Source organism: Methylocapsa palsarum (assembly GCF_900114285.1).
GTDB classification, from domain to species: domain Bacteria; phylum Pseudomonadota; class Alphaproteobacteria; order Rhizobiales; family Beijerinckiaceae; genus Methylocapsa; species Methylocapsa palsarum.
This window is the reverse complement of record NZ_FOSN01000013.1, coordinates 39,247-59,476: the sequence shown is the minus strand read 5'-3', so window position 1 is coordinate 59,476 and position 20,230 is coordinate 39,247. Positions and strand designations below refer to the sequence as shown.

Below are 20,230 nucleotides of genomic sequence, written 5' to 3'. Positions count from 1 at the left end.
AGGGCGGGTAATGCGTCGGTTGCGTTAGCCCTGTTTTCCAAGCGAGCCCGAGCCGAGCCGCCTCCCGCAGGCGCGTCGTTATGAGAGATCTGTCAAATCTCAGCAGTGAACAAATTCGCCGCCAATCTTCATCGCCTTGTGGATGATATGCCAGACCGAAGTTTAGACAGCGTGCGCGCTCCAGATCATATACAAGTTTAGACGACCGGACTCAAACCGAGGCCCTCCTCGGCGACTTCATCCGATGAGCGCGCTTGTTGGAGGGTCGGATAATCGGTATAGCCGTGCGCGCCGCCGCCATAGAACGTGTCCTGACCCATCAGTTTGTTGAGAGGGGCGTTTTCCCTGAAGCGCTCCACCAAATCCGGATTGGCGATGAAGAGACGGCCAAACGACACCAGATCGGCGCGGCCACTCGCCACCGCATCGATCGCCATCTGGCGATCATAGCCGTTGTTGACCATCCAGACGCCGTCGAAGCGATCATGGAGCGCACAATAGTCGAATGGAATACTATCTCGCTTGCCGCCCGTCTCGCCTTCCACGACGTGCAGATAGGCCAAGCCAAGGAGATTGAGGTTTTCGACGACATAATTGAAGAGAGCCTGCGGATCGCTGTCATGGGAATCGCCGGCGGTGGAGACTGGAGATATTCGCACGCCCAGACGATCGGAGCCGATCGCGTCCGCACACCTCTTGGCGACCTCAAGGATCAATCTGGCGCGGTTCGCAATAGCTCCGCCATAGGCGTCAGTGCGATGGTTCGTCCCGTCGCGCAAGAAAGCGTCAAGCAGGTACCCGTGCGCGCCGTGCAGCTCCACGCCATCGAAACCGGCCTCGATGGCGCGAAGTGAGGCGTAGCGGAAGTCCTGAATAATCCCAGGCATCTCGTCCAGCCCGAGCGCGCGAGGCATCGATACTTCGACGAAGCCCTGGCCGGCAACGAACGTCTTGGTGTTTGCCCGGATCGTCGAAGGACCCACGGGCGCTTGGCCGTCTAACTGGAAGCTTGTATGTGAGACCCTGCCCGTGTGCCAAAGCTGAACCACAATGGTCCCGCCCTTGGCATGCACGGCATCCGTGATCTTTTTCCAACCTCGGACCTGATCGTCGCTATAACAGCCCGGCGTATCTGCGTAGCCTTGCGCCTGGGCGGAGATCTGCGTGGCTTCGGCGATTATCAGGCCGGCCGTCGCGCGTTGAGCGTAGTATTCTGCCGCGAATTCGCCCGGGACCAAGCCGGGACCGGCGCGGTTTCGCGTCAGTGGCGCCATAACGATGCGATTAGCTAATCTCAAAGCCCCCGCGCGGTTAGGTTCGAAGAGCGCTCGCTCGGAGTGCTCTTGGTAAATATGCGTCATTCTATGGCTCCGTATTCATTCGTCGCACGGCGATCCGCATTTAACGGCCTTGAGGCGCGTCTCGGCGCAAAGTTAGGACCAATCGCTGACAAAATTCTCAGCAAGCCGATCATTCTTTGATTGTCCATGCGGTGACCGAGAGCTTAGGTCCCCGGGCCAGATAGTGTCAGAGTCGGATTCTACTCACGGAGACCGCCGGCCGAAACGCTAAACTCAGGAGCTGCCTCTGTAAATTGTAGTAGAGCTCGAGCTTCATGTGGCCGGAAGAGATAATTGTTCCCTTGAGTGACGCCTCCTCCATTCTAAACTCATGTTCTCGCGCTTACGGCCACCAATTGGCTTCCGCTCGAGCGCCTTGAGGCCGCCGCGGTCATAGGCCATGTGCGCTCGGTTCACCGTGCTGAGCGACACGCCCATTGCCGCGGATATCAAAGGCTGCGTCATTCCGCTCTCGCGCAGTAAAACCATCTGGACGCGCTGCCGCTGTTCCGCAGGAAGCTTCCATCGCAGCGCCGTTTTCAACTTCCGTATCTGGGCTTTGGTGCACTTTATCATCTGTTCACCTCGAATCAGATGATCAGACCGAATCACATCTTGCATCCCCTTGAAAGCGGTGGTCGCCCAAAATCCAAAAGCGCCTCGATTCAGGGTTTGGAGGCGGTATGACCTCACAGTCCTTCAAACATTGGTTGGCTTTCCGACGGGCCATATCGCCAATTGCGACACCATTCCGAAACGCGCAAATCACACCTCCTCGGCGGACGCTTTGCGCGACGCTATTGGATCGAGAATGGTCGTCTCCATTGAAGATTCGCATGGGTAGATTCCGAAGCTATTAAGGCGGCGGCGGACGATATACTGCATTGCAACAAGAAACACCGAAACGATCCGAGTATAGGCCTGGATCGGCGGGAGCGCTGGCAGGTTCGCATTTGATCCCGGCCGACGCAGCCGCTGTTTAAGGATAATTCGTCATGTTGGACACGCCAAAGCTGAAACCTCCGGTCAAGCTGTCTACGAATATGCGCTCTCCACCTTGCACGGTTGCACCTATGAGCGCCGACGCCAACCTCGATCGCATGCTTCACGCCTGGCAGAGCCGTTACACCGGCGGGCGATCGCCAAGCACCCTCGCGCTCGCGTTTCTCGATTGGACCGCTCATGCCGCGAACGCGCCATTTCAGACATCCGCTTTGAGCCAAAAGGCCCTGGCGCAGTGGCAACGCCTCGCGCAGATCGCCATGGAGAACGAAGAGCCGATCGCGCCAAAGGCCGGCGATCATCGCTTCGCCCATCCTGCTTGGGGTAAGCCTCCCTATGACCTGCTCGTCCAATCGGTTCTTTTGGCCGAGGAATGGTGTCTAGGCGTCATGAACAGTCCGGACGGAGTGGACGCAGCCAATCGGCGCATCATCGCCTTTGCGATGCGGCAATGGCTCGACTTGATCTCTCCTTCGAACATGCCTTGGCTCAACCCGGAGGTCATCGAGGTCACCCGCGCCAGCGGAGGCGCCAACCTCGCCGCCGGCCTACGTAATTTTCTGCGCGACCAGGCGGCCGCCCAAGGCGGCGCGGTCCCGAAAGACTTCGCCTTGGGCGTCGATCTCGCCGCAACGCCGGGGAAGGTCGTATTTCGCAATTCGCTGATGGAGTTGATCCAGTACGCCCCGACAACCGCCACGGTTGGCGCCGAGCCGGTTCTGATCGTGCCGGCATGGATCATGAAATATTATATCCTCGACCTTTCGCCGGGTAATTCGTTGATCCGCTGGTTGGTGGGACAGGGGCGCACAGTATTCGCGATCTCCTGGCGCAATCCAGGCGCTGACATGCGCGACACGTCGCTCGATGATTACCGCACGCAGGGGGTCATGGCCGCCCTCGACGCGGTCGAGGCAATCTGTGGCAATTCGAAGATTCACGCCACCGGCTACTGCCTCGGCGGCACGCTGCTGACCATCGCCGCCGCCGCAATGGCGCGCGAAAATGACGACCGGTTCGCCACGCTATCGCTGTTCGCCTCGCAGACCGATTTCACCGAGTCAGGCGCACTTCAATTGTTTATCACTGAGGATCAGCTCAATTTCCTCGACGATATGATGGAGACGCAAGGCTATTTGACCAGCGCGCAGATGGGCGGCGCGTTCCAGATGTTGAGGGAGAACGACCTCGTGTGGTCTCACGCGATCCGCGCTTATCTGCTCGGCGAACAGGATGCGCCGTTCGATCTGATGGCCTGGGATGCTGACGGAACCCGTCTGCCGGCGCGCATGCACATCGAGTATCTTAGAACTCTCTATCTTCATAATGCGCTCGCAGAGGGTCGCTTCCAGGTCGAAGGGCGCTCGCTTGCGCTCGATGACATCAGGCTGCCGATGTTCCTTGTGAGCACGGAACGAGACTATGTCGCGCCGTGGCATTCGGTCTTCAAGATGCATTATCTGAACGACGGCGAACTGACCTTTGTTCTGACTTCAGGCGGCCACAATGCGGGGATCGTCAGCGAGCCCGGCCACCCGCGCCGCCATTTTCGCATCCGTGTCCGCGACGCCGGCGCGCGCACGCTTGATCCCGATGAATGGGAACACGATACGGCGCCTCGCGAGGGCTCCTGGTGGCCGGAATGGGAGAAGTGGCTCGAGCGGTGCTCGGGGCCGCGCATCGCTCCGCCGCCGATGGGCGCAAAGGGCTTTGCGCCGATTTGCGACGCCCCAGGCCAATATGTTCGGGAGGAATGAACCATGCTCGATAAACCTGACGACGCCTTTATCGAGAACCGCACCTTCGATGAGCTGACCATCGGCGAGAGCGCCAGTTCGTCGCATCTCGTAACGCAGCGCGATATCGACCTCTTTTCGACCGTCACGGGCGACGTCAATCCCGCGCATGTCGATCCCGCCTACGCCGAAACGGACATGTTTCATCATATCATCATCCAAGGCATGTGGGGGGCGGGGCTGATTTCCGCTGTCCTTGGCACGAAGCTGCCGGGTCCGGGGACGATCTATCTCGGCCAGGATCTGCATTTCCGACGTCCAGTTTCGATCGGCGACACGATTACCGCGACACTGAAAGTGAAGGAGAAGAAGCCTGAAAAAGGCGACGTGATCCTCGACTGCCTCTGCGCCAATCAGAATGGCGAAGCCGTAATCACCGGCACCGCCTACACCCGCGCGCCTAGAGGGAAGGTTCGTCGCCTGCGGGTTACGTTGCCCCGCGTCGAGGTCGACCGCCACGACGCAATGCTCGCCATTCTCGCCAGCGCCGCTGGAGGCGTTCCTGTTCCGACCGCGGTCGTGAATCCGGTCGACACCGCCTCCTTGCTTGCCGCGCTCGACGCGGCGAAGGCGGGGCTGATCGCGCCGGTTCTCATCGGGCCAGCGGTTCGGATAGCTGAAGCCGCAAAGGCGGCGGGAGCGGACATTTCCGCTCTGCGCCTCATCGATGTGCCGGACGGCCGCGCCGCTGCCGCGCAGGCGGTCGTGCTGGCCCGTGCCGGCGAAGTCGGGCTCTTGATGAAGGGCGATCTGCACACCGACGAAATGATGCATCCTGTCATCGCGTCTGAGACCGGTTTGCGCATGGCGCGCCAGATCAGCCATGTCTATCTGATGGATGTGCCAGACTATCCGCGCCCGCTTCTGCTCACTGACGCCGCTATCAACATCCGGCCGACGCTGGCGGAAAAGGTCGGCATTGCGCAAAACGCGATCGATCTTGCGCATGTGATTGGCATTGCCCAACCGCGCGTCGCTATCCTCGCCGCAGTCGAGATGGTCAGCGAGCGGATGCCCTCCACGATCGACGCCGCGGCGCTGTGCAAGATGGCCGAACGCGGCCAGATCACCGGCGGCGTCCTGGATGGTCCGCTCGCCTTTGACAACGCGATCAACGAGGCCGCCGCATCGGAGAAGCATATCATTTCGCTGGTCGCCGGCCGCGCGGACATCCTCGTGGTTCCCGATCTGGAAGCCGGGAACATGCTCGCCAAGCAGCTCACCTTCCTCTCGGGGGCAGAGGCCGCCGGCGTGGTGCTTGGCGCGCGCGTGCCAATCATCCTGACCAGTCGCGCCGACAGCGCGCCTACGCGCCTCGCGTCCTGCGCCCTCGGCGCTCTGGTGGCGAGAGCCGCCTGGGCGAAATGAAGGGATCGATTCTCACGCTGAACGCGGGCTCGTCGAGCGTGAAATTTGCTATCTTCGACGGTGCCACCTTAAAGGACATGGTTCGCGGCGAGATCGAGGACCTCGACGAGGCTGCGCCGCATATGATCGCCCGTGACGCCGCTGGCGCGGTCCTCGCGGAACGACGCTGGACTGCGAATTCGGAACACCCCTTCGCCGACGCGCTTGATGCGTTGCTGGCGTTCGCGGACGCTCATCTTGGTAGCGATGGGCTCGCGGCCGCCGGCCATCGCGTCGTGGATGGCGGCGCTGATCATATCGCGCCCGAGACAGTCACGCCGGCGTCGCTCTCGGCGCTGGAGGCGCTGACGCCGCTTGATCCGTTGCATATGCCGCTCAACCTTGCGCCGATACGCGCGCTTGCCGCTGCCCGGCCCAGACTCGTGCAGGTCGCCTGCTTCGACACGGCTTTTCACCATACCATGCCGCCAGTCGCAACCCGTTTCGCCCTGCCGCGGGAGTTGGCCGCGTTGGGCGTGCGGCGCTATGGTTTTCATGGCTTGTCCTACGAGTACATCGCCAGCTGTTTGAAGCAGCAATCGCCGCAATTAGCGCATGGCCGTGTCATTGTCGCGCATCTTGGCTCCGGCGCCAGCCTCTGCGCGCTCCAGGGCGGCGTCAGCGTCGAAACGACCACCGGCTTCAGTGCGCTTGACGGTCTCGTCATGTCCACTCGTTGCGGCAGCCTCGATCCTGGCGTCATCCTTTATCTAGGGCGTCAAGGGCACGGGTTTGCCGATATCGAGGACATGCTTTACCGACGTTCAGGCCTACTCGGCGCATCGGGCATAAGCGGCGACGTCCGCGTGCTTCTCGCAAGCGAAGATCCGCACGCAAAAGAAGCGATAGACCTGTTCATCTATCGCATCGCCTGCCAGGCAGCGGCGCTGGTCAATGCGCTCGAGGGGCTCGACGGTCTCGTCTTCACGGCCGGCATTGGCGAACATTCCGCGCCAGTCCGTGCCGCCGTATGCGCTCGCCTCGGCTGGCTCGGCCTACGACTCGACAGCGCCGCCAATGAGGCCAATGCCGCCTGTATCAGTGCGCCAGATAGCAAAGTCGAAATTCGCGTCATCGCCACGGACGAAGAAGCGATGATCGCTCGCCACACGCAGGCGACAATATACCGGCTAGCCGCCTCACAGGAGCCTTAAGTCATGGACTTGACAATTACGACCAGTCTCAAAGGGAAGCGCGGCCTTGTCGTCGGCATCGCCAACAAGGCCAGTATAGCGGCAGGTTGCGCGCGGGCCTTTGTCGACGCAGGCGCCGGGGTCGCGGCGACTTACCTAAATGATAAGGCGCTGCCCTATGTCAGCCCTGTCGCTGACTCTCTCGGCTGCAAGCTGCTGCTTCCCTGTAATGTCGAAAGGCCCGGTCAGCTGGAGGCGGTCTTCGAGAGGATCCGCGCGGAATGGGGCCAATTGGACTTTCTGCTTCATGCGATCGCCTTCGCGCCCGCCGACGATTTGCACGGCCGGGTGGTCGATTGCAGCGCGGCCGGATTCTCCCTGGCCATGGACGTGTCGTGCCATTCGTTCTTGCGCATGGCGCATCTTGCCGAGCCACTGATGACCAAAGGCGGCTCTCTTCTGACGGTCACGTTCTACGGTTCAGAACGGGTGGTCGCGAACTACAATCTGATGGGTCCGGTGAAGGCCGCCTTGGAAAGCGCGGTTCGCTACGTCGCCGCGGAGCTCGGCGCCAAAGGCATTCGCGCCAACGCAATCTCGCCTGGCGCCATCCGCACCAGGGCGGGCAGCGGAATCGCTCACTTCGACGACATGCTGGCCACGGAAGCCGCCGCCGCCCCTGAGCACCAGCTTGTCGACATTGAGGACGTCGGCGCTCTGGCTGCGTTCCTGGTCAGCGACGGCGCGCGCCACATCACCGGGACCATCATTCCCGTCGATGGCGGCCAGCATGTGATCGCATAACAAGTCGCCGCGCTTACTCGCGGTTTGTCCGCTCAGAAGGATTTCGAACCGAGACGACCGCAAAAATCCAATCAGTGCGCCCTTCAGTGATTGTCCTGAATCGACGTCGATCGCCGTTTCATTTGCAGGGGAATGCCAAACGCTTGAGCGTCCGCTGCGTCTCAGATCTGGCGTTCCTTAAATCTGGGTTATATCCAGTCTGAAGGAGACTCTTAATGTCTATTCGCGTAGCGGCCGGCGCATTACTCGGGGCTGCTCTATTGTTCTCGGGCCTTTCCGGGTCGACGCTCGCCGAAGCGGCGCCGCAAAGCCCTGCCGCACGGGCCGAATCCGCAGTGGAAGGCGCCGCCGCCAAAGCCGGCGCGGCGTTGCAGACGCTGATCGCGCGGCTGCGCCGTCGCGCCATGCCCAAAGGGATTGTAAAATCGAACGGCCGCATCGAGGCGACCCAGGTCGACGTCGGCGCTAAATACGCGGGTCGACTTGCGACGCTGACCGTCGAGGAAGGCGACGAAGTCACGGCTGGACAGGTCGTCGGCACGATCGCATCACCGGAATACGAAGCCCAGCTGAGGGGTGCGCAGGCTCAGGTGCTGAAAGCCAAACAGGCTTTGGCGGAAGCGATTGCGCTCATCGCGCAGCGAACCAGCGACATGACCTACGCCAGGACCGATTTGGAACGCGGACAAAGCCTGCTGGCGCGTGGAAATATCACGCAACAGGCCGTCGACCAGAGACGCAATAAATCTGAGGCGGCGGACGCGAATTATCATGCGACGACCGCCCAGCGCGATCAGGCTCAATCCGCGATCAAGGCGGCCCAAGCCGAGGTCGAACGACTACAATCGATTCTCGTTGATCTGGTGCTCGTTTCCCCAAGAAGCGGACGCGTTGAATACAGGCTCACTCGCGCCGGCGAGGTGGTCGCCGAGGGTCAGCGCGTTCTGACAATCCTCGACCTCAACGACGTTTACATGACGATCTACCTGCCGGCCGACGACGCGGGTAAGCTCGCTCTCGGCGATGAAGCGCGCATCATTGCCGACCCCATTCCCCAATATGTGATTCCCGCAACCGTCAGCTTCGTCGCGACCGATGCCCAGTTTACGCCAAAGAGCGTCGAGACCGAAGAGGAGCGCCAGAAGCTGATGTTTCGCGTCAAGCTGCAGGTCGACCCCAAGGTTCTCGAGAAATACCACCGGCAGGTCAAAACAGGGGTCCGCGGCCTTGGCTTTGCGCGCCTGAACCCCAACATAGCGTGGCCGGACGATCTCGTCGTGAAGCTCCCGCAATGATCGAGAAGACCATCGCCGAGCTTCAGCACGTGACCCACCGGTACGGGACCACAATCGCGCTCGCCGACGTAAATCTCGAGATACCCGCACGCCGCATGGCCGGAATAATCGGACCGGATGGCGTCGGCAAATCCACGCTGCTTGCGCTGGTATCCGGGGTGCGCAGGATCCAGGACGGCCATGTGACCGTCTTCGAAGGAGACATGGAGAATCGCGCCTTTCGCACCGCAAATTGCGGCCGCATCGCCTACATGCCGCAAGGACTTGGGCGCAATCTCTATCCAACGCTCAGTGTTTTTGAAAACATTGATTTCTTCGGCCGTCTTTTCGGCCAGCCATCGGCCGACCGGCGCGGACGCATCGACGAACTCTTGCGGGCGACGGATCTCGATCCGTTCGAAGACCGCCCCGCCGGCAAGCTATCCGGCGGCATGAAGCAGAAACTCAGCCTGTGCTGCGCGCTGATGCATGATCCTGACCTTCTCGTTCTCGACGAGCCGACGACCGGCGTCGATCCGCTGTCGCGCAGGCAGTTCTGGGACCTCATCAATTCGATCCGCAAGCGGCGTCCGCAAATGAGCGTCATCGTTGCGACAGCCTATATGGACGAGGCCGCCCGGTTCGATTGGCTTGCAGCCATGGACGACGGCAAGGTCATCGCGCAAGGCGCGCCGAAGGAGATCCTGCAACGGACGAACGCGGCCACGCTCGAGGACGCATTCATCGCGCTCCTTCCGGAAGAAAAGCGCGCGCAACATAAAAAGGTGGCGATGCGCCCGCGCCCGGCGAGCGCCGACGCGACCCCGGCGATCGAGGCGGAGGGGCTGACCCGCCGCTTCGGCGATTTCGTCGCTGTGGACCATGTCAGCTTTCGCATAGCACGGGGCGAGATTTTTGGCTTCCTCGGTTCGAACGGCTGCGGAAAAACGACGACGATGAAAATGCTGACGGGTCTTCTTCCGGCGACTGAGGGCTCGGCGAAGCTATTTGGCGAGCCGATAGACTCCGACGACATGGAGATGCGCCGCCACGTCGGCTATATGTCGCAGGGGTTTTCACTTTATAGCGAACTGACCGTCCGCCAAAATCTCGATTTGCACGCCCATCTCTACCATCTGCCGGAAAACGAGATCGCGGGGCGCATCGACGAACTGCTGCGAAACTATGATCTGAAGCATGTCGCGGATGCGCGGCCGGATAGCCTGCCGCTCGGCGTCAAGCAGAGGCTCCAGCTCGCCGTGGCTGTCCTTCACCGGCCCGCAATCCTGATCCTGGACGAGCCGACCTCCGGCGTCGATCCTATCGCGCGCGACGCCTTCTGGAGCACGTTGATCGATCTTTCCCGCGATGACGGCGTCACTATCTTTCTCTCGACCCATTTCATGAACGAGGCCGAACGGTGCGATCGGATTTCGCTGATGAACGCGGGCAAGGTCCTCGCGGTTGGAACGCCCGCCGAAATCGTCGAGCGGCGCGGCGTCAAGTCCCTGGAAGAGGCGTTCATCAGCTATCTTGTCGAAGCGACCGGCGCAGATCGTTCGCGGAAGACCGAACAACCGACCGATGGCGCATCACTGCCCACGGCCAACCTTGCGCACGCGCCGGGACGGTTCTCCCCGGGGCGCCTTTGGGCTTACGCCCGCCGTGAAACCATTGAGCTGCTGCGCGATCCAATCCGGCTCAGCTTCGCCGTCATTGGTCCGCTGATTTTGATGATGGCGTTCGGCTACGGCATTTCCTTCGATGTCGAAAATCTGAAGTACGCCGCCTTCGACCAAGACCAGACTCAGGAAAGTCGCACGCTGGTCGATAGTTTCGCGGGTTCGCGCTATTTTTCCGAACAGCCTCCCATCGGGACCACTTCCGAGATGGAACAAAGATTCAGAAGCGGGGAACTGCAGCTCGTCGTCGAGATTCCGTCCGGATTCGGCCGCGACCTCGAAAATAGTCGGACGCCCGAAATAGCCGTCTGGATCGACGGCGCTATGCCGTTCCGGGGCGAGACCGCGCGGAGCTACGTTTCAGGGATTTCGGCGCAATACGTCAAGCAGCTCGCCGTGGAACGCTATGGTCCCAACGCGGTATTAAGCCCCGTCAATGTGGAGACGCGCTTTCGCTATAACCAGTCTTTCGAGAGCGTCAACGCCATCCTTCCAAGCGTTATTATGCTCGTGCTGATCCTGATCCCCGCCATCATGTCGGCAGTCGCGGTGGTGCGCGAGAAAGAAACCGGCTCGATTGCTAATTTCCGGTCGACGCCCACCAGTAAGTTCGAGTTCCTGTTCGGCAAGCAGCTTCCCTATGTGGCGGTCTCGATGGCGAGCTTCGTCCTTCTTGCGCTTCTCGCTATTGTCTTGTTCCATGTGTCGGTGAAGGGATCTTTCGCCACGCTCGCGCTCGGAACGCTGCTCTACGTATTCGCAACAACGGGATTCGGTCAGCTCGTCTCGACATTTACACGCACGCAGGTGGCGGCGGTCTTCGCGACCTCCATCCTTTCCATCATCCCGGCTGTAAACTTTTCCGGCCTGCTGACGCCGGTATCCTCCCTGTCAGGGGGGGCGCGGTTCATCGGCCTGACATTCCCGCCTGCCTGGTATCAGCCTATCAGCGTCGGCACGTTTACGAAGGCGCTCGAGCTATCGGATCTGTGGTTTAATCTCGTGATCCTAGCCTGCTTTGCACTCGTTTACCTCATGGCCGCGCAAATATTCCTGAAGAAACAGGAGGACTAAGATGTCCTCCCCCGACCAGCAGGCGACTTCGCAAAAACGTAAGACTCTGTATAATTCGAAAACAAAAAGCAGCAGCCTGAGCTGGCATCTCTCCAATATATATCGGTTGACGGTCAAGGAGTTGCGGAGCATCAGGTCCGACCCGGTGATGCTGATTCTTGTGCTTTATGCTTTCAGCATCGCCGTTTACACCGTCGCGACCGGCGCCTCGACCGAAGCGACGAATCTTGCGGTCGGGTTCGTCGATGAAGACCACTCCGATCTCTCCCGCCGCATCGCGGATGGCCTCACTCCGCCGCTTTTCAAACCAGCGGTTGAAATCGCCGCTCCGGCGATCGACGCGGAGATGGATGCTGGACGCCTCGTCTTCGTCATCGAGATACCGCCGAAGTTCGAGGCCGATGTTCTTGCCGGCCGGCAGCCAACGGTTCAGGTGAACGTCGACGCGACGGCTATAACCCAGGCCGGCAATGGCGCGATCTATCTCCAGACCATAATCGCCAATGAGGTGTCCGCATTCAGAACCGGCCGCGGTGGAACCTCCGATATCCCTGTGAACGTGGAAATCCGCGAAAAATTCAACCCAAACACTAAGTCGAGCTGGTTCACCTCCGTGATGCAGGTCATCAACAACGTCACAATTCTGACGGTGATTCTTACCGGCGCGGCGCTGATCCGCGAGCGCGAGCAGGGCACGGTCGAGCACCTTCTCGTCATGCCGGTGGTCCCGGCCGAGATCATGCTGGCGAAAATCCTGGCCAATGGCCTCGTCATTCTGACAGCCGCCGGACTTTCGCTGCTGCTTGTAGTGGAGTGGTGGCTACACGTGCCGATCGCCGGATCGATCCTGCTTTTCCTCTCCGGCTCAAGCATTTATGTTTTCACGGTCGCCGCGCTCGGCATTCTTCTCGGCACGATCGCGACCTCCATGGGGCAGTTCGGATTGCTCGCTATCCCTGTGCTCTTGGTCATGCAGCTTCTTTCGGGAAGCACGACGCCCATGGAAAGCATGCCAGTGTGGCTGCGATATGCGATGCAGATTATCAGTCCGACGCCGCATTACGTCGCTTTCGCTCAGGGCGTTCTTTATCGCGGCGCAGACCTTTCCATCGTTTGGCCACAACTCGTCGCGATGGCCGTCATTGGAGCAGGCTATTTCGCCTTCGCATTGCATCGCTTCCGCCAGGTCATCTTCGGCGCTTGAGTCGCCCCGGCAGGTGGATGCTTATCTGCAAAAACCTGATCAGACAGGAGGCGAATTTAGCCGTCGCGCCGTGGTTTCGTGGTGACAGGCGATGCTTTCTGAGATCAGTCGATCCGCGGAATTAGACTGAGATGACGGGGCCGTCAGACATGTCGCGGAAAAGCCGGGCGAGAGACCATTCAGGCTCCACAGCCGGTATCTCGGATCGGCGCGGCTATAAAATCCGCTAAATCCGGTTCAGATGGGGCATCGCCCGATTGGCCATCATTCCCGTTTCCAATGAACTGAGAGACCGCAATGAGTAGTTTCCGAGGCTTCCGTTGCTGCATGGATGAGGTCAGTGTGCCGGGGAATGCAATGATAGCAGATCGTAGCCCCAGCGCTAGATTTAGCTCGATCAAAGCCGGGAAGGAGATTGCATTATGATATCCTTCAGGGACGGTCTGTACGATAGCTGCACAAAGGCGCAAGCAAGAGTCTCGGTGTGCCGGCAGATTTGGGCGTGACCGTGATCACTGTGCCGACAATGTCCGCGGCAAGTCGAGCACAACCGAGAACCGCATTCATCGTAAGGTGCGGTTCTGTGTCTATTCATCTACTTCCTTTAGTATGCGCTTCGTTCGGCGCCTAAGGTGATGATTCCTGAACTCACCGTTGTGTTCGCTATCACAACACTTTGCGTCGCCGCGCTCCCCGGCATGTACTATTATACTACGCCGCCTTCGCGCTCGTTTCGGGCACAACGCTTGATCCCGTCGGCGCTAGCCGTACGTCATCTGAGTTCTGGCCACGCCCTTTGGCAGTGTATTATTTGGGTTCGGGGCGATCACGACCGTAGAGGGAGGACGTCTGCTGCAAAGCGAAGGCTCGGCTTTTGCTTTGACCGGCGCCGTTTATCTCGCGTTACATGATTGACCCGCCACCCATTCCGACGCACCAGGACGGCATCCATATCCCACGCGAGGCGTCCGAGGCGGTATCGCCCCACGCGCCGCAACGTATCTCAAAAACGCGAGATTGTTTTGAACGGTCTCCGTGCCAGCTGATTGGACCGCGCCACCGTTCTTGTATCCTGAGCAGCGCTCTGGATTAGATCATTTAACGCGCACGAAGCCGAGAACGACACTGGAACTCGCCAAAGGATTCTAAAGCAAGATGTTCGGTTGGACAGAGATCTGCCTGCTTTCGGCGGCAACAACACTTCTGCTGCTTCGTACGTTGCCGTGCCTTAGATCCTACCACCCGCTTATCGGCGGGAGTGGCGTGTTACTCCTGATAACCGCCTTATTTCCGCGAACAGATAACCCTCTCGGACAATTTCTCTTTGGCGCGACCGGGGATGGTTTGCGACTGCCACGCGAATTGTTCGGGATCGTCTGGTGGATTTTGGGGGCGTGGCTGTTAAAAAGCCTGCTGGACCTGGTGCTTCTCCGAACTTTGTTTCCAGATAATGACGAGCCTCACGCGCGACGCCTATTCGCGGATCTCGCATCGGGGCTAATCTATGTCTTTGCCTTCGTCGGCATTGTCGGCACCGTATTTAAACAACCGGTCTCAACCTTCCTGGCGACTTCCGGCGTCTTGGCAATTGTACTTGGTCTCGCGTTACAGAACACCCTTGGCGACGTACTTGCCGGCCTCGCGATCAACATTGAACGTCCATTTGAAGCCGGTGACTGGATTACCATGTCCGATCAGGTCTCTGGCCAAGTAATGCAGGTCAATTGGAGAGCTACCCGGCTCAGGACATGGTCACATGACATGGTCGTGATTCCGAACAGCGTCGTTTCAAAAGCTATCGTGACGAACCACAGCCGTCCAAAAGGTCCTCATCGCTGCATCATTCGTCTCAGCGTCGATCTAACAGTACCTCCTTCGCGAGTAATCGAAGCGTTGAAAATGGCGGCAACCGGTAGCCCCGACGTCGCCCGCGGCACCATAGCGCAGGCCTACGCCCGCACATTCTCGGACTCCCTCGTAGACTACGAATTGGCTTTCGCGATCGACAGCTTTGCGCTAGCACCTGCCGCAAAATCGGAGATGGTCGCTCGCATAGCGGAAACCTTCCAGCGTCTCGATATCGGCATTGGCGCAGAGGCTATGGATATCCGGATGATTCCGCAGCATAATCTCACTGTCCCTACAGGCGCAACAGATGGTGCAGCGCTTCAACCGCCGAAGGAAAGCGGGCCGGCGCGTCCGATGAACGTAATATTGTAATTGAGCCTCATCATACTTGGCCACCCTCATATCGATCTGTTCGCGGTGGCTGCCCCAACAGCCTGGGAGCGCGTCAACTCCGCTCGCAGAACGTCAAGTCGCGTCCGCAGCTCGCCTGCAGCTCGGGCCTTGGCGAGTTCGGCCTCGCGGGCGAACAATTGCGCGCAGAAGGCTCGGCTGGCGGATGCAGTGGCCATGGCGCAACCGTGAGCGGCGCGCCATCGGCGATCCTGCTTCAAGCCAGCAATCTCCGCTGCGATTTAGCTTTCCGGCCGGGTGCTCCCCAACGTCGCCAACCGCGCCTCGGTCTCGCCGAGCGCCGGAAGCGCCAACTCAAATCGCATGGCCATCGTCGCCCGGCTTCCCGCAACCGCGCCGCAATTGCTCGCGACGAAGCCGCCGTCGATGTCGTCAAGGCGCTTTTGCCGGTTTTGATGGGCGCCGCCTGGGCTCATCGCCAATGGCTGCGGGTCGGGCTTGGCTTTAACCTGTTCGCCCTCTTCTTTAGCTTTTCACTTCTGTCCGCTTTGGGATCGAAACCAGGCCGAGGATCTCCCCTTCGAACGCCGTCTTGCCCTGCCCGCGCATAAACATCCAATTCATCGCCGCAGACGCGGCGATGAACACGACGCCCGCGAGCCCTACGAAGCCAGAAGCTACAATTTGTACCCGCGCAATCCGTCGTTTGGTCAATCCTTGACGATAAGCCTAGCACAGCCAACAACGACGGAATAACCGATATCTATGATATCGGATATCTACAATTGCAATCATCTGGAGACCGGATCAACCTCGGGCCTTTTGCGAATGGCAGTTTGCCTATGCTGCGAACCAGGAGGCGGCCTTGCGAAGAGCATCGTGACCGCTCTGGCAGTGAACTCCAATTCGAACCTGCCCTCTCAGCAGGGAACCGCACGCTCATGATCAACTTAAAATTCGAAGCCTATAAGCTTAGTCTTTACTTTTTTTGCGAAGGAGCAGTGACATTGCGTCGCACAATAAACTTGACCTGTTGTGCGCTGCACTATAAGTCAAAAAAACCGTCCCGATCGGCGCGGGTTATCTCTACTCGACAAAGGAAGCGTTGATGGCCAATAACGTGGAAGATTTCCAGAAATTCAGCAAAGATCAAATTGCGACTGTCAGATGGCAGTTAATACTGAGACAGCCTCACACGCATTTTCCAAGATGTTCAATAGTTTAGAAAAGCACTTAATGTGAGACGTATCATCTAATCGTCAGAATATTGCATGTTCTATGGCAATTAAGCTGAGATTCTGTCTTTCCCACATTTGACTCTGCTAATTCCTGCCATCCGGTCAGGCAATGTGCCATTCTGCATTGATATTACACCACAAATACAACCAACGCTGTCTCAAAATAGCTGCCATTGTGAGGATTATTATGGGATTTTGTCTCGCAAATAAGTGCCCCATTTCGTGAATATAGCCAGAATCTCATCGTTACGTGCCATCTGACAACCGCGATAAGCGACCGGGCGCTCGATTTCTTTAATGACAGACAATCCTAAGAATCGCTTCCAGCGGGAGGACTACAGCATCGGCGGCATTACTTGCACAACGAATCAAAGACGTGAACCTCTACGCTTTACCGATTAGGATTGGTACAAGGCGAAAATGGGACAATTGACATCGATGGCGGCGCACTGAGAAGTGCGTTCGGCATTCGTCGGTTGAGCTACGGATTTTCACGGGCTCAATAGGATGAGCACAACTGCGAAAGCGAGAATCCGGGAATGCCCCTCCCCGCGCCATGAGAAAGGCTCCGCCGATGGCGCAGCAAGCCCTTTCGCCGACCTCGTGCGACATGATGGCGTCGAGAGCGAATTTTGCGGCGGCGGGATCCGTCAGCCGGCCGTACCAGGCCGCGGCTTCCGCCTAGTCCTGCGGCACGCCAGCGCCATGAGCCTATACGATGCACAGATAGGCACACGCGCCGGCATGTCCTCTACCCGCACTTTTCCGAACCCATTGAGCCGCCTTGGCATAGTCCTGGGGAAGCGCCGGCGCCATAGTCTTGGAGGACGCCGAGGGCGTATTGAGCGTAGACATCGCCTTGGCGCGCAGCCCGTTCAAACCATGCCGCGGCCCGAGCGTCGTCCTTCGCCACGCCGGCGCCATAAGCGTATAAGATTCCAAGTGCGCACTGGTCCGCCCGACTGCCCTGATCGGCGGCTTTCTCGAACCAGGCCGCAGCCTTGCTGAAGTCCTGGCGGACGCCGTAGCCATTGGCATAGATCCGGCCAAGCTTCGACTGCGCCTCGGCGACATCGAAAGAGGCCGCCTTGAGACACCACTTCCGCGCCTCCGCATAGTTTTTCGGCACGCCATGGCCAAAATAATACATGTGCCCGAGATGAGTTTGCGCCCCTGCGTGACCCTTTTCAGCGAGCTTCCGTGTCGAATTCGCATCGGCGTTTTCACTGCCCTGCCCTGAGATGTTTTCTCGAAAAACGTCGGAAAGAGTAGCGAGGATTTGCGGCGTCAATTCGGGAGCGATTTGATGCCGAGCTTCCCTTGAGCGCATGTTCGATCCGTGTTCGCGCCGTTTCTTCAAAAGGAACAGAGCCCGGCGCGAAACAGAAATCAAGCCCAGCATCGTTCCCCTCCGTCGTCCAAAAAGGGCGCCGAGCAGCGAAACGCGGACGTTCAAGCTGTGTTCAGCGCATCAGAGGATCGGAGGCGAGCAGCCGCTGGATCTGCTCTGGCGTCAGTGTTCCCGTTTGCATTTCTGAGATCGCGCTCTGCCATTTGAAGATTGACCGACGGGTTCCGGTCATCTGCCCAAAGCGTCGCTTCGGTCCGCCTGGTTTGCCGTCGATCTTTCCGTGGTAAAACTGTCTGTCGGCCAACGCCTTCTGAATTTGGAGCCATTGTTTGGGCGACAGATCATCTTCAGACTCGCCGCCGATCGGTTTAGACCTCTTATTTTCTTCGATGTCGGCAATTCGGGCCTTAAGACAAAGAAGCTGCCCGCGAACCGCATCCGGGCCCTCCGCGAGCGGCGGCCGGTCACATAACGAAGGCTGCGCGGCGCCCAAATCGTCTCGCAGCTGCTTCATTCGTGGGATAATCTCTTTGTTTAACTCGGCTTCCTGCGCGTCGATTTGGCTCTTGATTTCGCTCAACCGCTTACTGTCTTGCGGCATCGCAGGATAGAGGGATTCGAGCTGCTTGGAGACGTCCTCCCTCAAGGCTGCCGCCTGCTGTGCGGATCGGTCGCCGGCTTCGGCCGCCATTTGCTCGTACTGGCCCACTTTCGCGGCGATGTAGAGCCCCCCGGCCGCCAGCAACGCCGCCGCGAACAGACCGGCGCACATGATTTTGAAGGCCGGCGATCCGTAAAACTTGTCTTTGAAAGCCGTAAACACTTCAGCTTGTGCTGAATTAAGCGTGCTCATCGTCGCCAATGCAGTTTGCCGTGGGGAAGGACGTTCCTCGGCGGCGCCTTTCGGCGAAGCTCCGAGCGAAATAAGCTGCGCCATGAGCACGCGTTCAAACATGTCGAGGGCCACGGAAAATCGGAGATAATCTGATCCCGCACGAACAGACGAAAGCAAAAGCGTCCGGACGCTCTCGGCGTCTTCGCCGCCCTTCGAATTTGCTCTTTCCCCAGGGAGGTCGCCCTCTTTGAGCAGCCCAAGCAAAGCTTCGATCTCCACCGCCCGGGCGTGGCCCATATCCTCATCCAAGGACCATTCCCAACTAAAGCTGCTGCTATCGCGGAGAGAGCGGGCCATCGCATAGGCCGCCTGCAGCCGTCTGGTCCGCCGGAGGTCCGCAGAGGGATGGATTTCTTTTTCAGGCGCATCGTCAGCCATTTTGCGTCCCCATCACCTTTCGCCGCGACAGGGCGCCGAGCATAAGCCGACGGATTCGATCGGCGAACAAAAAGACCGAAAATGCGTCTGGGTTCATGGCGCAGGACCCACGCGAATGCCGGAAAACGAGATCTCGTTTTAGAAATCGAATGAGACATTGACGCGAACTCAAATCAGGCGCGTTTTTGGGTGGACGCGCGCATTTTCGCATTGATCAAAGCCATGAGCACAGGCCCGAGTGAAAAGGCCCCTGCCCTCGCCTTCTCTGTCAGATTGCGCAGATAGCCGCCTGGGCTGTTGATTGAACTCGATCGTTGCAGGATTGCGGCGACGATGACAGCAGCGTCTTCGGGGCCAAGGACTGCGTTGGCCTCCTCCCACGCGCTTGGACTGATTCCGAGCCATGGCCGCACCAGCGTGGCCGCCGTCATCAATTCCCGCCAGGAACGAATTCCATTTGGCGCATGTTCGGCAATGTCCGGGCAAGCTTCAAGGACCATAGGAAGCGGGAAGCTCCGTTTTGGGGGTTGTTGCGTCGCCTCAAGTTCCAAAGGCGTCTTTGGAGCCACATTTGGCTCGATCCCCGCCTCTTTCTTTTCTGGAAGACTCATTTCAGATTCAGAAATTGAGTTCGGTTTTGAATTCTGTATGTGCCGCTCATCATGGGCGCCATTGGCGCTTATTTTAGTGGTTTGGAGATGATCTTCCAGGATGGCGCGGATCTGATCCGCCACGTGTTCGAGCGCGCCCGCCAAAGGCCCAAGGACTTCCGCAGGCGCCTTCCGCGGTATCCGCCCATTGAGACCAGCGAAGCTTTTAGAGAATGCGTTCCAATCGGCGCCGACCTCCTCGTAGAGGCCTGTAGCTATCATCTTGTCGATGTCGCGGCGGGAGATGGTGATGCGATCCCGGAGAGAACGAAGGAGCTGCTCCCTTGCCCTTGCCTCTGCCGCCAGGCCTTTGAATTCCGCGGCGCGGGCGACGAGCGGGCTGAGATCAAACCCGAAGGCCTCCTCAATTTCACCCCCCTCCCCTTTTCGGGCATAGCGCTTGCCGTTGGGACTGTCCCTCCGGAGGATGAGCCCAAGCTCCACCAGCGCGGCCAAATGGCGTCTCAACGTATTGTCCGCCATGCCGTTAGCCCGCTGTGCGAGATTCTTGTTTGACGGAAAGACAATGATTGCCTCCCCGCCGTTAAGAATTGTGTCCTGGTGAAACGAGAGAAGCGCGTTGAGCACCGAAAGAGTGCGATCGGAAACGCCGAGAGCGGCGTTCGCCTTTCGGATGTCGTCGAGGACGCGCCATTTATCGACGATTGTCTGAGACGATGAGGATTTTGCGGCGATCTGGTTCGCCAAAAGGGCGAGCGAATACGGCCGCCGCCCATAGGGCGTCGTTGATTGAGCGGTTTGCATGGTCTTTACCCTTTTTTTGGGCAAAGAAAACCGTTCGC

At 59.1% G+C, this 20,230-nt stretch carries 14 protein-coding genes; 8 read left to right on the top strand and 6 right to left on the bottom strand.

Annotation, left to right across the window (positions count from 1 at the left end):
* Positions 1-197 precede the first annotated feature (197 nt).
* Both BM177_RS14085 and BM177_RS14080 read right to left on the bottom strand, forming a co-directional pair.
* Complete coding sequence (locus BM177_RS14085) at positions 198-1,361, bottom strand: alkene reductase (protein ID WP_091684724.1); 1,164 nt, start codon at positions 1,359-1,361, stop codon at positions 198-200.
* 252 nt (positions 1,362-1,613) lie between these two features.
* Complete coding sequence (locus tag BM177_RS14080; protein WP_175492616.1) at positions 1,614-1,883, bottom strand: helix-turn-helix domain-containing protein; 270 nt, start codon at positions 1,881-1,883, stop codon at positions 1,614-1,616.
* Positions 1,884-2,413: 530 nt separating this feature from the next.
* On the opposite strand from BM177_RS14080, the gene BM177_RS14075 reads away from it, so the two are divergent.
* The 8 genes from BM177_RS14075 to BM177_RS14040 all read left to right on the top strand — a co-directional run bounded on the left by BM177_RS14075 (position 2,414) and on the right by BM177_RS14040 (position 14,936).
* Positions 2,414-4,099 (top strand): PHA/PHB synthase family protein, encoded by a 1,686-nt coding sequence (locus BM177_RS14075; RefSeq protein WP_244532334.1) that lies wholly within the window; start codon positions 2,414-2,416, stop codon positions 4,097-4,099.
* Positions 4,100-4,102: 3 nt separating this feature from the next.
* The gene (locus BM177_RS14070) at positions 4,103-5,506 is read left to right on the top strand and encodes a bifunctional enoyl-CoA hydratase/phosphate acetyltransferase (protein ID WP_091684719.1); all 1,404 of its coding nucleotides are present in this window, start codon (positions 4,103-4,105) and stop codon (positions 5,504-5,506) included.
* Positions 5,503-6,699: an acetate/propionate family kinase gene (locus tag BM177_RS14065; RefSeq protein WP_091684716.1), complete on the top strand. Its 1,197-nt coding sequence runs from the start codon at positions 5,503-5,505 to the stop codon at positions 6,697-6,699. Before BM177_RS14070 ends, BM177_RS14065 begins: the two co-directional genes overlap by 4 nt.
* 3 nt (positions 6,700-6,702) lie before the next feature.
* Entirely contained in the window at positions 6,703-7,482 is a 780-nt protein-coding gene (gene fabI, locus BM177_RS14060) for an enoyl-ACP reductase FabI (RefSeq protein WP_091684714.1), read from the top strand.
* 215 nt (positions 7,483-7,697) lie between these two features.
* Positions 7,698-8,777, top strand: a complete 1,080-nt coding sequence (locus BM177_RS14055) for an HlyD family secretion protein (RefSeq protein ID WP_091684711.1) — start codon at positions 7,698-7,700, stop codon at positions 8,775-8,777.
* Positions 8,774-11,512, top strand: a complete 2,739-nt coding sequence (gene rbbA / locus BM177_RS14050) for a ribosome-associated ATPase/putative transporter RbbA (protein ID WP_091684709.1) — start codon at positions 8,774-8,776, stop codon at positions 11,510-11,512. The genes BM177_RS14055 and rbbA overlap by 4 nt, the downstream gene beginning before the upstream one ends.
* Position 11,513: 1 nt before the next feature.
* Positions 11,514-12,716: an ABC transporter permease gene (locus BM177_RS14045; RefSeq protein WP_091684706.1), complete on the top strand. Its 1,203-nt coding sequence runs from the start codon at positions 11,514-11,516 to the stop codon at positions 12,714-12,716.
* 1,155 nt (positions 12,717-13,871) lie between these two features.
* Positions 13,872-14,936, top strand: a complete 1,065-nt coding sequence (locus BM177_RS14040; protein WP_091684704.1) for a mechanosensitive ion channel family protein — start codon at positions 13,872-13,874, stop codon at positions 14,934-14,936.
* Positions 14,937-15,196: 260 nt separating this feature from the next.
* Here BM177_RS14040 and BM177_RS14035 read toward each other — a convergent pair whose 3' ends face one another.
* From BM177_RS14035 to repC, 4 genes are all read right to left on the bottom strand, one after another.
* Complete coding sequence (locus tag BM177_RS14035) at positions 15,197-15,397, bottom strand: hypothetical protein (RefSeq protein ID WP_139223637.1); 201 nt, start codon at positions 15,395-15,397, stop codon at positions 15,197-15,199.
* A 1,507-nt stretch (positions 15,398-16,904) separates the two neighbouring features.
* On the bottom strand, positions 16,905-17,555 hold the full coding sequence (locus BM177_RS14030; protein WP_091684700.1) for a tetratricopeptide repeat protein: 651 nt from the start codon (positions 17,553-17,555) through the stop codon (positions 16,905-16,907).
* 61 nt (positions 17,556-17,616) lie between these two features.
* On the bottom strand, positions 17,617-18,696 hold the full coding sequence (locus BM177_RS14025; protein ID WP_139223636.1) for a hypothetical protein: 1,080 nt from the start codon (positions 18,694-18,696) through the stop codon (positions 17,617-17,619).
* A 254-nt stretch (positions 18,697-18,950) separates the two neighbouring features.
* A complete protein-coding gene (gene repC, locus BM177_RS14020; RefSeq protein WP_091684694.1) occupies positions 18,951-20,192 on the bottom strand; it encodes a plasmid replication protein RepC in 1,242 nt (413 codons plus the stop codon).
* Positions 20,193-20,230: the final 38 nt, after the last annotated feature.

Coding starts and splice junctions, on each gene's coding strand:
- BM177_RS14085 (WP_091684724.1), bottom strand. CDS start 1,361: ATGACGCATATTTACCAAGAGCACTCCGAGCGAGCGCTCTTCGAACCT.
- BM177_RS14075 (WP_244532334.1), top strand. CDS start 2,414: ATGAGCGCCGACGCCAACCTCGATCGCATGCTTCACGCCTGGCAGAGC.
- BM177_RS14070 (WP_091684719.1), top strand. CDS start 4,103: ATGCTCGATAAACCTGACGACGCCTTTATCGAGAACCGCACCTTCGAT.
- BM177_RS14065 (WP_091684716.1), top strand. CDS start 5,503: ATGAAGGGATCGATTCTCACGCTGAACGCGGGCTCGTCGAGCGTGAAA.
- fabI (WP_091684714.1), top strand. CDS start 6,703: ATGGACTTGACAATTACGACCAGTCTCAAAGGGAAGCGCGGCCTTGTC.
- BM177_RS14055 (WP_091684711.1), top strand. CDS start 7,698: ATGTCTATTCGCGTAGCGGCCGGCGCATTACTCGGGGCTGCTCTATTG.
- rbbA (WP_091684709.1), top strand. CDS start 8,774: ATGATCGAGAAGACCATCGCCGAGCTTCAGCACGTGACCCACCGGTAC.
- BM177_RS14045 (WP_091684706.1), top strand. CDS start 11,514: ATGTCCTCCCCCGACCAGCAGGCGACTTCGCAAAAACGTAAGACTCTG.
- BM177_RS14040 (WP_091684704.1), top strand. CDS start 13,872: ATGTTCGGTTGGACAGAGATCTGCCTGCTTTCGGCGGCAACAACACTT.
- BM177_RS14030 (WP_091684700.1), bottom strand. CDS start 17,555: ATGCTGGGCTTGATTTCTGTTTCGCGCCGGGCTCTGTTCCTTTTGAAG.
- BM177_RS14025 (WP_139223636.1), bottom strand. CDS start 18,696: ATGGCCCGCTCTCTCCGCGATAGCAGCAGCTTTAGTTGGGAATGGTCC.
- repC (WP_091684694.1), bottom strand. CDS start 20,192: ATGCAAACCGCTCAATCAACGACGCCCTATGGGCGGCGGCCGTATTCG.